The organism is Nocardia sp. NPDC051321 (genome assembly GCF_044455225.1).
In the GTDB taxonomy this organism is placed as follows: Bacteria; Actinomycetota; Actinomycetes; order Mycobacteriales; family Mycobacteriaceae; genus Nocardia.
On sequence record NZ_JBITEM010000012.1, the window covers coordinates 161,462 to 174,468 of the forward strand.

General features: G+C 63.6%; 13 protein-coding genes. 8 read left to right on the forward strand and 5 right to left on the reverse strand.

The window, feature by feature from the left end:
- Positions 1-113: 113 nt before the first annotated feature.
- Positions 114-488: a lipopolysaccharide assembly LapA domain-containing protein gene (locus tag ACIA8C_RS28575; protein WP_397139930.1), complete on the reverse strand. Its 375-nt coding sequence runs from the start codon at positions 486-488 to the stop codon at positions 114-116.
- A gap of 125 nt (positions 489-613) precedes the next feature.
- Between ACIA8C_RS28575 and rlmN the strand changes: the two genes are divergently transcribed.
- The 3 genes from rlmN to ACIA8C_RS28590 all read left to right on the forward strand — a co-directional run bounded on the left by rlmN (position 614) and on the right by ACIA8C_RS28590 (position 3,928).
- A complete protein-coding gene (rlmN, locus tag ACIA8C_RS28580) occupies positions 614-1,723 on the forward strand; it encodes a 23S rRNA (adenine(2503)-C(2))-methyltransferase RlmN (RefSeq protein WP_397139932.1) in 1,110 nt (369 codons plus the stop codon).
- A gap of 345 nt (positions 1,724-2,068) precedes the next feature.
- On the forward strand, positions 2,069-3,556 hold the full coding sequence (locus ACIA8C_RS28585) for an ATP-binding protein (RefSeq protein WP_397139934.1): 1,488 nt from the start codon (positions 2,069-2,071) through the stop codon (positions 3,554-3,556).
- A gap of 90 nt (positions 3,557-3,646) precedes the next feature.
- A complete protein-coding gene (locus tag ACIA8C_RS28590; protein WP_397139936.1) occupies positions 3,647-3,928 on the forward strand; it encodes an antitoxin VbhA family protein in 282 nt (93 codons plus the stop codon).
- A gap of 113 nt (positions 3,929-4,041) precedes the next feature.
- Here ACIA8C_RS28590 and ACIA8C_RS28595 read toward each other — a convergent pair whose 3' ends face one another.
- Together ACIA8C_RS28595 and ACIA8C_RS28600 are read right to left on the reverse strand one after the other, a co-directional pair.
- Positions 4,042-4,287 carry a type II toxin-antitoxin system Phd/YefM family antitoxin gene (locus ACIA8C_RS28595; RefSeq protein ID WP_397139938.1) on the reverse strand — a complete coding sequence of 82 codons (246 nt, stop codon included), beginning with the start codon at positions 4,285-4,287 and terminating at the stop codon, positions 4,042-4,044.
- A 111-nt stretch (positions 4,288-4,398) separates the two neighbouring features.
- Positions 4,399-5,196, reverse strand: coding sequence for a YbaB/EbfC family nucleoid-associated protein (locus ACIA8C_RS28600; RefSeq protein WP_397139940.1), 798 nt, complete (start codon positions 5,194-5,196; stop codon positions 4,399-4,401).
- A 193-nt stretch (positions 5,197-5,389) separates the two neighbouring features.
- Between ACIA8C_RS28600 and ACIA8C_RS28605 the strand changes: the two genes are divergently transcribed.
- Together ACIA8C_RS28605 and ACIA8C_RS28610 are read left to right on the forward strand one after the other, a co-directional pair.
- Complete coding sequence (locus ACIA8C_RS28605) at positions 5,390-6,604, forward strand: hypothetical protein (protein WP_397139942.1); 1,215 nt, start codon at positions 5,390-5,392, stop codon at positions 6,602-6,604.
- 12 nt (positions 6,605-6,616) lie between these two features.
- The gene (locus tag ACIA8C_RS28610; RefSeq protein WP_397139944.1) at positions 6,617-7,294 is read left to right on the forward strand and encodes a hypothetical protein; all 678 of its coding nucleotides are present in this window, start codon (positions 6,617-6,619) and stop codon (positions 7,292-7,294) included.
- Positions 7,295-7,390: 96 nt separating this feature from the next.
- On the opposite strand, the gene ACIA8C_RS28615 is transcribed toward ACIA8C_RS28610, so the two are convergent.
- Positions 7,391-7,852 carry a phage tail protein gene (locus ACIA8C_RS28615; RefSeq protein ID WP_397139946.1) on the reverse strand — a complete coding sequence of 154 codons (462 nt, stop codon included), beginning with the start codon at positions 7,850-7,852 and terminating at the stop codon, positions 7,391-7,393.
- 449 nt (positions 7,853-8,301) lie between these two features.
- Here ACIA8C_RS28615 and ACIA8C_RS28620 point away from each other — a divergent pair, with 449 nt between their 5' ends.
- Complete coding sequence (locus ACIA8C_RS28620) at positions 8,302-9,606, forward strand: cytochrome P450 (protein WP_397139948.1); 1,305 nt, start codon at positions 8,302-8,304, stop codon at positions 9,604-9,606.
- A 4-nt stretch (positions 9,607-9,610) separates the two neighbouring features.
- Positions 9,611-10,438 (forward strand): helix-turn-helix domain-containing protein, encoded by an 828-nt coding sequence (locus ACIA8C_RS28625; RefSeq protein WP_397139950.1) that lies wholly within the window; start codon positions 9,611-9,613, stop codon positions 10,436-10,438.
- A gap of 719 nt (positions 10,439-11,157) precedes the next feature.
- Here the strand turns inward: ACIA8C_RS28625 and ACIA8C_RS28630 are convergent.
- Positions 11,158-11,835, reverse strand: a complete 678-nt coding sequence (locus ACIA8C_RS28630) for a hypothetical protein (RefSeq protein ID WP_397139952.1) — start codon at positions 11,833-11,835, stop codon at positions 11,158-11,160.
- A 361-nt stretch (positions 11,836-12,196) separates the two neighbouring features.
- Between ACIA8C_RS28630 and ACIA8C_RS28635 the strand changes: the two genes are divergently transcribed.
- Positions 12,197-12,982, forward strand: coding sequence for an SAM-dependent methyltransferase (locus tag ACIA8C_RS28635; RefSeq protein ID WP_397139954.1), 786 nt, complete (start codon positions 12,197-12,199; stop codon positions 12,980-12,982).
- The last annotated feature ends 25 nt before the right edge of the window (positions 12,983-13,007 follow it).

Here is a 13,007-nt window from a genome sequence, read left to right on the forward strand (position 1 = left end):
CCTCCATGTGCTGCGCAGCGGCGTCTCGATCCCGATGCGCGCCACCAGGGACGCCGATCTCGCAGTAGAGCTGCTCACGATTCGTGAGGGCGTCCTGCCGAACCTGTCGAAAACTACTTCTTCGCGGCTTTGCGGAGCTGAAGGATGCGGACGCCGCCGACCAGCGCCATCACTAGTGCGCCACCGATCACCGACAGCAGTACAGCGACACCGAGTGGCAGCGAGAAGTGCCAGAAGAACAGGCCGACCTGGACCTGATCGAGGTTTTGCAGGATGAAAACCAATAGCACGATCAGGATCAGCGCGCCCGCGATCAGACCGATCCAGGTGTTACCGGTCCGCGAGGACAGCGACTGGCGGCGCTTGGCGGTCGGGGGCGCCGGTGGTGCGGTGGTGGCGGGTGGTGCGCCGGCCGGGGGAGTCGTGGTCATCGGCTCGTCCGGGAAGGCCGGGTCGCGATCCGGCAGGTGTTCAGCATTGGTGGACATATCCCGATCATTGCCCACTGCTATGACAGTTACACGTATTTCCTCGCAACGAACTGGTCATGTCGGAGGCCCGGCACACGGGCGAGTGTGCGGCCTATTCGCCCAGATGGGAGAATGGACGAACTATGACCGTCTCCCTGCCCCTCGTTTTCGATGCTCCGCGCCGTGGCATGCCGCCTCGGCATCTCGCCGACCTCGACGCCGAGGGCAGGCGGGCGGCCATCGAGGAGCTCGGACTGCCGAAGTTCCGCGCCGACCAGATCGCCCGCCAGTACTACGGCAGGCTGCAAGCCGACCCGGAACAGATGACGGACTTGCCAGCGCCGGTGCGCGAAAAGATCGGCGAGGCGCTGTTCCCGCCGCTGATGTCGGTCGTCAAGCACGTCGCCTGCGATGCGGGCGAAACGCGAAAAACGTTGTGGCGCGCGGGCGATGGCACCCTTTTGGAGAGCGTGCTCATGCGCTACCCCGACCGCGCCACCCTCTGCATCTCCAGCCAAGCAGGCTGCGGCATGGCCTGCCCGTTCTGCGCGACCGGCCAGGGCGGCCTGAACCGCAACCTGTCCACCGCCGAAATCGTCGACCAGGTCCGCGCAGCCGCCGCCGCGATGCGCGACGGCGAGGTCGCCGGCGGACCGGGCCGCCTGTCCAACATCGTCTTCATGGGTATGGGCGAGCCCCTTGCCAACTACAAGCGGGTAGTCGCCGCGGTCCGCCGCATCACCTCCCCGCCACCCGACGGCTTCGGCATCTCCCAGCGCAACGTGGTCGTCTCCACCGTCGGCCTGGCTCCCGCGATCCGCAAACTCGCCGATGAAGACCTCTCGGTCACCCTTGCCGTCTCCCTGCACACCCCCGACGACGAACTCCGCGACACGTTGGTCCCGGTCAACAACCGCTGGCCGATCTCCGAGGTCCTCGACGCCGCCCGTTATTACGCCGACAAGTCCGGCCGCCGAGTCTCGATCGAATACGCGCTGATCCGCGACATCAACGACCAGCCGTGGCGTGCGGACATGCTCGGCCAGAAACTACACAAGGCGTTGGGCTCGCGGGTGCACGTCAACGTGATCCCACTGAACCCGACCCCGGGCAGCAAATGGGACGCCAGCCCGAAACCCGTTGAGGCCGAGTTCGTTCGGCGCGTCAACGCCCAAGGTGTGCCGTGCACCGTCCGCGACACCCGCGGCCAGGAAATCGCCGCGGCATGCGGTCAGTTGGCTGCCGAAGGCTAAGTCTCACCAGGGCATTTTTACGCGGTCGCCATCAACGCCAAATCGGACTGCTCTGCACTGTTTGGCTGTGGTGCAACTGATTCGGATGCTCGGGGAGGGGCACACCGACCGTCACGACCGCGTCAGTCCAGCGGAGCCGATCACGGTGGGAGCCCGCTCAAATGGCGGTTCACTTGTGGTGGCTCTTGTCCGGCCGGTTCATCACTGGGTGATGCGGGGTCGGTAGACGTTCCTGTCCCCTTCGATCCCGGCGCGATGACGATGCCCTACCGATAGTAAGGGCTGAAATCGTTAGGAGTATAGTCCTTAGGGGTGTACTCCTAACAGTTGATGGGTGTGAAGCGCATGGTGAAGCCGAAGCCGGAGCATGTGTTCGACCGGGCTGTCGAGTGGGACGGCCTGGTGTCGTTTGCGTCGCGGTCGGCCCAGACTGCGCAGCTCGGTATCGTCAGTGGTCGTAGGCGGATGGGGAAGACGTATTTGCTCCGTGCGCTGGTCGAGCAGGCCGGCGGATTTTATTTCGGAGCGACGACAGCTACCGGCGCGGAATCGTTGCGGCAGTTCGGCGCTGCGGTTGCCGAGTTCACCGGTGCCGAGGTACCGATCTCGTTCAGCAACTGGGATGACGCGATGGCCTATCTGTTCGGGTTGGCGGCGCGCGCCCACGCGAACAAGCCGATGCTGGTGGTGATCGACGAGTTCCCGTACTTGGTGAAGGCAGTCCCTGAATTGCCGTCGCTAGTGCAACGGGAGGTCGACCGGTATCAGACCGAACCGAGTGGAATCCGGATGCTGCTGTGCGGGTCAGCGATGTCGGTGATGGGTGGTCTGCTTGCCAGTAACGCGCCGCTGCGTGGACGCGCCCAGTTGGAGTTGGTCGTCCGGCCGTTCAGGTATCGCGAGGCTGCGGAGTTTTGGGGTGTAGCTGTCGACCCTGCGCTGGCGGCACGGCTGCATGCGGTGCTGGGCGGAACCCCGGCTTATCGGCGGCAGTTTCTGGCCGACGATGTGCCGGCCACTTTCGATGACTTCGATCCGTGGCTGTGCCGCACAGTGCTGTCGCCATTGAGTCCGCTTTTTCGGGAAGCACGTTATCTGCTAGCCGAGGAGGCCGAGATCCGTGACCCAGCGCTGTATCACTCGGTGCTTGCCGCGGTGGCGCAGGGAAACAACACTCGCGGTGGAATCGCGGGCTATATCGGCCGCAAGGCGGTGGACATTTCCCATCCGTTGACGGTGCTGGAGGACTGCCACCTGCTGGCCCGCGAGCAGGACATATTTCGGGCGGGCAAATCCGTTTACCGCATCACCGAGCCGCTGATCACCTTCTACGAGGCCGTCATGCGTCCAGCGTGGGCACGGCTGGAAAGTGGTCAGGCGCAGCAGGTTTGGGCGCGTTCGAAGGAGCGGTTCGCGGCGCAGGTCGCTGGTCCGCATTTCGAGGCCATGTGCCGGGAGTTCATGCTCGGCGACGGCATCGACATGCTCGGTCCGGATGCGGGATTCGGTGATGTCGGCAGTGGAGTCGTCACTGACCCGACTTCCCGCAGCCAGATCCAGATCGACGTAGCTGTCACGCAGGCGGGGGATGGCAGCCACAGGGCGGCGGTGTCGCTGATCGGCGAGGCGAAATGGGGTGTGACGATGGGTGTCACTCACCTGGATCGTCTAGCTCGCGCGCGAGAGCTGCTGGCCGGTAGTGGTCGGGACGTCTCGAGTTGTCGTCTGGCCTGTTTCAGTGGAGTTGGGTTCAGCGAGGCGCTTCGCCTTCGGGCCGCCCAAGACCCCGATGTTTTGCTCGTCGGACTCCCCCAACTCTATGGTCGGTCCTAGGACGTTCGAGGTGCGCGGGTTGCAACGGGGCCGCGATAGGCGCACCCCTGGCCAACTACAAGCGGGTAGTCGCTGGACAATTGTCTGTGCGTGAAGCTCGGGAGCAATTGCCTGGTGTGCTGGAGCGGTTTCGTCGTGATGATCGCACGCCGGCGGGTGTGGGTTCTCACCGTAAGGCAGAGGCGGTGGATGGTCTTCGAAGAATTTACTGCTGAGCGGGCGCGTTCTGTAGTGCAGGCTGCGGCTTCGGTTGAGGCTGAAGGTCTTTCTCCCAGTGCGGAAGCTGACGTGATCCTCGAGCGGTGGGCGCGCGGTGAGATCGGGACGGCGCAGATGCGTGAACTTGTCCGTCGGTTGCACGGTGTCGAGTGACCGCAGATCCGTAAATCGATCCCCGATTTGGGAGTGCTTCGGAACCGGCACGGGATCGCAGACGCTCAGGCGCTGAGGCGCGCTGGTGTCGAGCACGGCCCGGCCCTCGTAGGTCAGCTCGACCACCGGTCGCGCAAACGCTGGTCGATCCGCTCTCGGTCGCTTTCCCAGTCGGGGTCGGCTTTGCCGGACCACAGGTCGGCGATTTGAGCGAAATGACGCCATGTCTTGGGCGCTACTGGAACGAGCCGGGCGCTCGGCCTCCCGGCCACCGTAATGGTGACCTCTTCGCCTGCCTCGGCTCGGCGTACCAGTTCAGAGGCCTGTTGTCGAAGTTCGCGCAGCCCAACTGTGCTCATACCCAACGATAGAACTTGTGCTACCAGAATGGTGTGCCTGGTCGAATGCCGGACAAGACGGGCCGCGGTTCGAGAACGGGTCACGGTCGAGGCAGACAGGCGTGCGTGTAACTAGACCAGCCAGGACTTCGGTGGTTCGCCGTACTCGTCGAAATCCGACCAGTCCGATGGCCCGACAATTTGATCCCGAGGGTGGCGTGGTTTTGGTGTCGGTTGGTGTGGCGCCGATGTGGGGGTGTTGGGTAGTGCCGGTTGCGTTGTCGGTGCCGACGCTGCTGTGGCGGTGGGGATGGGGAACAGGGCGTTCGGACCCGCTGTTTCCGTCGCGTCGGACGCCTGTCGAAGCTCCGGATCGAGTGCGTCAGTTCGGGATTCGTAGAGCTGCCGGGTAGCGCGTTGAGCCGCATCGGTGATCGCTGTGGCCAAATGTGTTGTCGTATTGGATCGGAAGGCATCCGGAGAGATGTCGACCGCGGTGACGGTGCCGACGAGAGTCAATGCGACCCGGACAGTCCGATCGGTGGACGATGCTTCGATTTCGGTGGCGCTCGAAGCTGGAGTGCTCTTCGGCGGCACCGAATTCGGCTCGGCTGCCGAGTCGGCGAACGCCCGTCCGGTTGCGATGATCGGCGCGACAATGTGTTTGCGGTGCGGACCCACTTGGTGCGCTGCGGTTTGGATGGCTTCGATGACCGAGTGGCCGAGATGGCGAGGGTTGCTGCGGCGGAACGTTTCCGGGGCAAGGCGGACCGAACGCACTGTGCCCGCGGCGTTCACGGTCACCTCGACGAGTCCGTCCGAGGACCGTGCCGTCGCGGAGATCGTCGCCAGTTGGCGGCCGATTCCCTCCAGTTCCGCCTGTTTCCGATCAATCTTCGCCAGCATGTCGTCGAAGTTGATTTGTTCCATTCGAACACCCCTGTCTCGCGTCGTCCGGTCGAGCGTAGATGAGATCGCAGTTGCTCGGCGTTCCACATCGGACAATTCGGATATTGCGGGCGCGTTGGCTGGCTGGGAATGGTGCTCGACGTTCCGACGGTGCGCATGTTCGGTCGGTCGGGTAGCGTGCATCACGTTTGGATTGGGAACCGAAGGGGGCTGTGTGGCAATCGTTTTGAACGTGCCGCCGACCGAAGACTTCACCGCCTTCAATGCGCTGGTGGCTAGGCAGGGGGAGCATCTGGGGCCAATGGTCGACTGGACCGGTAAAGAATGCATGGACACCGATGGGCTTGATGGCTTGCTGGCGTTTATCAAGCCGTATGTGCCTGAGGCCGCACATTTCCTCGGCGACAAATTGAGACTATGTCAGACCGGTATGGGAACGATCAAGGACAAGGTCACGACCGTCGATCGGGAACTTCGTACGGAAGATGAGCGGAATGCTTCCGCGATCCGCGCGCTGTTCCCGGAAGAGCTGAGCGGATTTCCGGATATCTCGACGGTTTCGGGTGGCGCTAACCTCGGTAATTTCTCGGACGAGGCTGTGACGCTGAAGACGCCCGATCCGCCGAAGGAATTCTCGCAGGGAGTGGTCGGGCGTTTGGCGGGGATGAAGTCCGGGCACGAGATGATCATCGCCAACAAGGCGTACAAGATGGTTACCGGAGAAAGCCTCATCGATCAGCTGTTCAAGCCATTGACCGGTGACTGGGACCGGCTCATGTATCTGCACGACGCGTACGACACTCTCGGGGATGCGTGCTACACGGTCACCGCGACGCTCCGCAAGGGATCGTGGAAGATCGGTAGCGAGTGGAAAGGCGACACGGCGACCGCATTCGACTCGTACATGTTCCGATGGACCATGGGTCTCGGCGGTATCGGTGATGCCGCCAAGGAAGTCGCGAAGGCGTGTAAAGACGGATACGACACCATCCTCACGCTCGTGCGCGCCGCGGTCGGCGCGATCGATCAGCTGATCGACTCGGCGATCAAGGCGCTGGCCAAGGAGGCGTTGGAGATGGTCGCGGGGGATGCCGCCATCGAGGTGGTCGGGCTAGGTCCGGAGGACCCCGTCGCGGATGTCGTCGCACTCGGATGGACGGCCTACAAAATGGTGAAGATCTATGAGAAGGTGCGAGCCGTGGTGCGCGGCGTGACCACGATCGTCACCATATTCAACAATATCGAGCAGGCTGCGAAGCAGATTCCCGACGCTATCTCGAAGGTGACAAAATCTGTCGGGAACTTCATCAATGATGATCAAAGTCTGACGGATTACGTTGAGCAACGTGGATTCGAATTCGAGAAGAACACTGGATGGGACCCGATTCTGGGTGCCGCACGTATCGGCATGCTGCCGTCGGCGACGTAGGAATGTGAAAACATGCAGAATTTGGCTGAGCTCAGTGAATTTTCGGTCGTTCCCACCTATCGAGTTCGGAGCACTACCTTCGATGTCTTTCCGGCCGAATCGAAGGATGCCGTTGCACGAATGCGTCGTGACGAATCATTCTTTGGTGCGGAGTTGGAGCCGTACGACGTCTATGCGGGGCCCGGTCTCGAAGAGCGCGTCGGCACGGTGAATTTGCGCTTCGCGGTGGACCTCGACGGCAAGCGGGTCGGTGAGGTGACCTCGGAGCGGATCCGCTGGGGGAGCTTGGGGCATGTCCGCGAGTTCCGTCAGGATGATCTTGGCGTCCTGACCGGTGAGCAGGTCGGCCTCGGAGCGGTGTTCGCCCGCCGTCGCGGCATGAGATTCATCCCGCTGGCGGATATGGCGAATGATGTAGCGCGCGTGCACGTTCGGTACCGCGGTCCCGACAGCGCCGGTTTCGATGTGGTCAAACCCATGGGTATCTCGAAGCGCTGCCACTTCTCGGTGCATGACCCGCGGATCAACCGACTGCTGTTGCTGTCGTGTTTTATCCGCATGGAGATGGAAGAAGGCACCGACGTCCGCCAGTCGGTCGTCGAAGGGGCCAGAGACTGGACCCCCGCCTCCTTCCGCACCCGCGAGGACTCGCGCTACGACCGCATCCGTCGTCGGCGGAAGTCCGAGTAGCGCGGGGCCACGGTCACTCTTGCCGTCTCCCCGTACCCCGCGACGACGAACCCCGCGACAAGTTGGTTCCGGTGCACAACCGTTGGTGGGCTGGGGTCAGTATTCGTTTTTGATGACGAAGTAGGAGCCGCGGATGGTTCCGGCCAGTTTTGACTTCTGCCTTGCGAATTTGAACGAGGCGAGCTCTTCGGGGACTTCCATTCCCTCGGAGAGTTTGAATCCGACGGCCCGTTTCTTGGCGTCTTCGAGGGTGTACATCACGTTGATCGACAGGCCGCTCTCGTAGAAGACGTAGGCGATTCGGATGTTCTCGACCTCGAAGGATGTAGCTTGCAGCGGGCGGGAGGAGATGACGATGGCACGTTCCTCCTGAAGGATCTTGTGCACCCAGTCGATGGTCGCTTTGGCGTCGTCGGCAGCCTCGACTGTGAAGACATGGTCGTACTTGTTCTTGAAGTACCGGGCCTCGTTCGCACGCAAACCAGCGAGCGCCGCGGCGACGGGGGATGATTCCAGGCCGGCGGTCGAGACCGTATCGAAGTCCACGGTATAAGGCATGGTGAATTCCTTAGCTTGTGTCGTCGACGTTTTTGAAAGGGACGTTCAGCTACTTTGAACAGAGCTTCCGGATTGCCGATGCAATCCTAGCCGTGGCTCGGCCTCGCCCGACCGATCATGAACGGAAGGGCTGGTCAAGGCGAGTCGTGGGCCGCGCAGCGCAACCGGCTTCGGCACAATCGTTGCGAACGCCGCACCTCGCCTGCCTGTGCTGTTCGAGGATGCAGAGGTGTTTAGGCCATCTCTCGACGAGACGAAAAGCGTTGGTGCGCAACACTTTCGGCAGCAGAACTCGCGGTTCCCCCGATCGCTGGCACCGCCTGTGCAACGCCAAAACTGGAACCTGTTGCGGTTTTTGCTGCATGATCGTCTGCAGCGGGGTTGACCTGCTGCAGAGGGGGGCACCACTGTGCGCGCCTGTGCCGATCGAGACAAGCAGAGGCCCACAGATGACCACCTCGCACAATCCGCCGCCGCGGGTGCAGTTGCCCGACGATTTCTTCCGCCGCGCCTACGAGATCTACCCGAGCTTGCGGGAGGCCGGTGGCGTCCACGAGGTGACCTTTCCCGGCGGGGGCACCGCGATCCTGATCACCGACTACAAGCTGGCTCGCCAGGCGCTGAGCGCGGAGAGCCTGCGGAAAAACCCCGCCGCGACCACCAGTCCCGACGTCAAGGAGTTCGCTGACCTCACGTTGCCCGCGCTCGCGATGGCGGAGCGACTGCCATGGTCGGATCCGCCCGAGCACACCCGCCTGCGGGCGCTGGTGGCCGACGCGTTCACGCCCCGGACCGTGGCCGCGCTCCAGCCACGTGTGCAAGAGATCGCCGAGCAACTGCTCACCGACCTCGCCGCCGCCGAGGAGCCGGTCGACCTGCTACCGGCGTACGCCACACCGCTGCCGGTGCAGGTGATCTGCGAAATCCTCGGTGTCCCGGCCGGGGATCACCAGCAGTTCGGCGGATGGGTGCAGACGATGTTGCTGTCCCAGAGCCCGGGTCAGGAACGCGCTCGAGCGAGCAAGAAGTTCGCCTACTACCTCATCGAGCAGGTGCGTCGGCGCCGACAGCGAGCCGACCTGGCGTCCTGGACATCGGATGACCCATTGCCCGCTGATCTGCTCGGCACGTTGATCATTCGCTGCGATGCCGCTGTCGCGGACGACGCCGCCAACGCCGACCTGTCGACGGCGGACAGGCTCACCGCGGCCGACCGTGCCATCGCAACGAACACCACCGTGCTCCTGGCTGCCGGGTACGAAACCACCCGCGGGCTGATCGCCAACAGCATCATGCTGCTGACGCCTGAGATCCGCGACGAACTCGCCGCCAACCCGGATCGCATCGACACCTACGTCGAGGAGGTGCTGCGCATCCTGAGCCCGGGACCGTTTGCCACCCTGCGATACACCACGGCGCCACTGCAATTGGGGCAGGTTGAGATCCAGCCCGGCCGGGTGGTCATCGTTGGGCTCGGCGCGGCCAACACCGATCCCACGGTTTTCGACGATCCACTGCAGGTGCATTTGGCCGACCGCAGCGGCCCGATCCATCTCGCGTTCGGCCTCGGCATGCATTACTGCATCGGTGCCCGACTTGCTCGGCTCGAAGGACAGGTTGCGCTGCGAGCGCTGCTGGCGCGCTACCCCGACTTGTGTCTGGCGGCCGTGCCCGCCGACCTCCCGTGGGCCGAGTCGATTCTCACCGCGGCGCCGCAGTACTTACCGGTCCGGCTCACTCCTGCTCGGGTTTGAGGGCATGGCGAGCGAAGACCGATCCGCGCAGGCCCCCGCCCGTCGAAACCCGGTGTCGCCGACCAGCAGACCGACGCTGACGGCCGGCCAAGCCGCGGTGCGAGATCGGCTGGCAAAGGCCAGGATCGAAGCCGAACCTCGGCTCAGCCAGCAAGACCTGGCCGACCGCACGGGCCTGTCGGTCGCGACGATCAAAGCGTACGAGTCGGGCGCCAGGAAGGTGACCCATCGGACGTTGGCGACGGTCGCCGCCGTGCTGAAGCTGCCTGATCTACACAGTTTGGAGGAAATCCTCGTCCGGGGCATTCAGCTCCAGCACGCGGTACCGGGCGAACGGATCAGCCCGGAACCGCGCGACAAGGCATGGGTGCACAGCATGCCGTTCGCCGCCGCGCTGATGATCCCGGGACTGCTGTGGATCCTCGAGGCGAATTCCGCCTACGAACGGCTCCATCCCGGCATCCGGGCGGGCAGCTCGTTCCTGGAGTGGCTGGTGCTCGACCCCCATTCCAAACATGTGCTCGGCGAAGACTGGTGGCCGGAAACGCATCTCGGTGTCTGGACGGCCATCCAGCTACGGCATCATTTCACCGGCCAGGACGATCTGCAGGCGCTCGAAAGGATGTCGAGGGCGCCGGAATTCCAGATCATGTCGACTCGGCCCGCGGCACGTTTCTACGCCAGTCGCGCGAGACTGCACTTGCGCGATCACACCGGTCAGCGGGACTACTACGTCAACGTTCACCGAGACGCCAACCCGCTGCCTCGTTCCGGCACACCCGCGCTGCCGCCGGTGCTCTTTCATTCGCTGATCCCCGTCGATACGCAGTAGCGCCAGCTGCTGCCTCGGCGGTTCTGCGGAAGTGCTGGGGGATACCGCAAGTGCTACAAGTTGTAGACATTTTTCGTCCGGTGCGCCGAAAGTCGCTGGCCGCGTGCGTGATCGCGTATGTGGAGACCGCGAGACGGTTGACAAGCGTCGTGCGTGGTCAAAGACTTCACCCATGACGATTGGAAAGCTTTGGGGCACATGCCGTTAACGATCCGATCACCTGATCGAATCCGACTTCAAGGAGGCGAACAGCCGACGACCGCGATCATTGCGGCGCTCGGCCGCATCGCAGGTTCGGAAATTGCGGACGCGCCAAACAGCCGCATGCCCAGCACCATCTGGGCTCCGCTGACGGAATAACCAGGCCGAGAAGAACTTTCAGCAACAGATATTCTCTTCAGGCACAGTAGCCGGAATCGCCGCACCATGCCAGGCCGTGCGCGGATAAGACGTCGCCCAGTCGGCCCGGAAACACCACCTCCGGACGGCTCCGCATACCGGAGCATCCAGAGCGCCCAACGGTGCTGTCTACCAGGCCCGTCGGCGACCGCCGCGCATTCGTCGCGGCCACATCGTCGTTCCCGCCTCTGAAGGTGCACTGCCTGGTCCGAGCAAGTACGGTCCCCCATTCTGGAGGGGAGGGGACCGCACTGAGTGCTGCCCAAGCGGTGCACCTTCAGGGGCGAGAACGGCTTATGTGAACCACCCGGCCTGGCGGACTAGGCGGCCAATGCTCCGCCGAGCAGAATTCCGCCGATGATGATCGCAGGCACGCCGAAAACGATGGTGCCGACGATGGCACCGAGCGCGGCGCCGGGTATGGCGGTCACGATGCAGCCGCCGAGGAAGCCAGGGATGGTGAGCGCGCCGAAAGTGGGGATGGTCGCGGCGCCGCCGACCAGCAGGCCACCGAGCAGGCAGCCGAGGGAGGCGCCGACCAGGGTGCCGATGATCGTGCCGAGCGCGGTGCCGATGCCGACGATGGTGGAGAAGTTCGACAATGCCGCGCCGAACGCGGGGGACTGCGGGTCCAAGGCGATGTCGTTCAGCTGGTCGGTGGTGCCTGGCGCCGGTGTCGCGCTCGTGGGATCCACGCTCGGTGTCAATGTCGCGGTGTTGCCGTCGATCCGAGCCGCGATCGGCCAACGCTGGTTGTCTCGGTAGTAGCCGAGCGGGAACGCAGCCATCAGATTGCCGGAGTCGTCGCGGATCTCCAGCCGGTCGTCGGCGGTATCGAGGGAACCCGAGTCGGTCGACAGGGTCATCGAATCGCCGCTTGCCTCGGCCGTGTAATGGATGCCGGCCGGACCGTCATCGGCTTGCGCCGTGGTCAGCGAACCCGCCATGATGGCTGCCGTACACACCGACACGGCAACGAATTTCGTCGATACATTCATGCGCACACCACCTTCGATTCGGCCTGTTGGCACGGCGGTACCGCGCATCAGATAGGGTTTCGGACATGCTCGCGGGACATCATGGACGCCACGCAGCCCCGCTGACGATAGCTATCCCGAATGGCGATATAGGTCCAAGGTAAGTCGGCGAGTCGCCACAAACAAGACTTGCTGATTGTTAACTGAGGCACAGGATCGCCAGCCGGCCGGTCGGCGAGACGGACCTTGGCCACCGGGTGCCGAGGGCTGATCGGACGGGCCGAGAGCCAGCGGTGTCAGTGACCCGACACAGTGCCCGCCTGTCCACGGGGAACGCGGCCATGCCTCCTTGTTACTATCTGCGCGCTACCGAGGAGGGTGGGTGTCGGACTTCAGGCGATTGCCGATGGGTGTGGATCCATACAAACCGAGTTCGGCGCGGATCTACAACTACATGCTCGGCGGCAAGGACTATTACGACGCGGATCAGGAGTACGCCGAGCGGGTGCTGAAGGTTGCCCCGGACTCGAAAGCCTTGGCGCGGATGAGCCGTCGGTTCTTGCTGCGAGGTGTCAGGGTGGCCGCCGAAGCCGGGGTCCGTCAATTCATCGATATCGGTGCGGGGATCCCGATTTCACCGTCTGTCCACGACGCGGCCTGCGAAGTCGACCCATCGGCGCGGGTGGTCTCGATCGACTTCGACCCCGTTGTCTTCGCGCACGCCACCGCGTCGAGTTCGCCCGGCGATACGCCGATGCTGGCCGACCTCAGGCACCCCGACACCATGATCGATCGGCTGGCCGCGGAAGCGCTGATCGACTTCGACAAGCCGGTCGCTTTTCTGGTCGTCGGCGTCCTGCATTTCATCATGGACGATGAACACCCTGCCGATATCATCGCCCGATTGCGTGCCGCGATGGCTCCCGGCAGCTACCTCGTTCTCACCCACGCCTCGAGCGACTCCGACTCGCACTTCATCAGGCAGGCCACGTCGGCCACCAAGGGAAGTTCGGCCGTGCCGAAATTGCGCTCCCATGCCGAGATCGCTTCCTACTTGGACGGATTCACCATCCTCGACCCCGGATTGGCCCTCATCCAAGACTGGCTCGACGATGACTCACCCGCCACGCGCGTCGAGATCCTCGGCAGCATCTGTCGCAAGCCGTAGCTCGGCTGTCAGTGCAGCAGCAGGT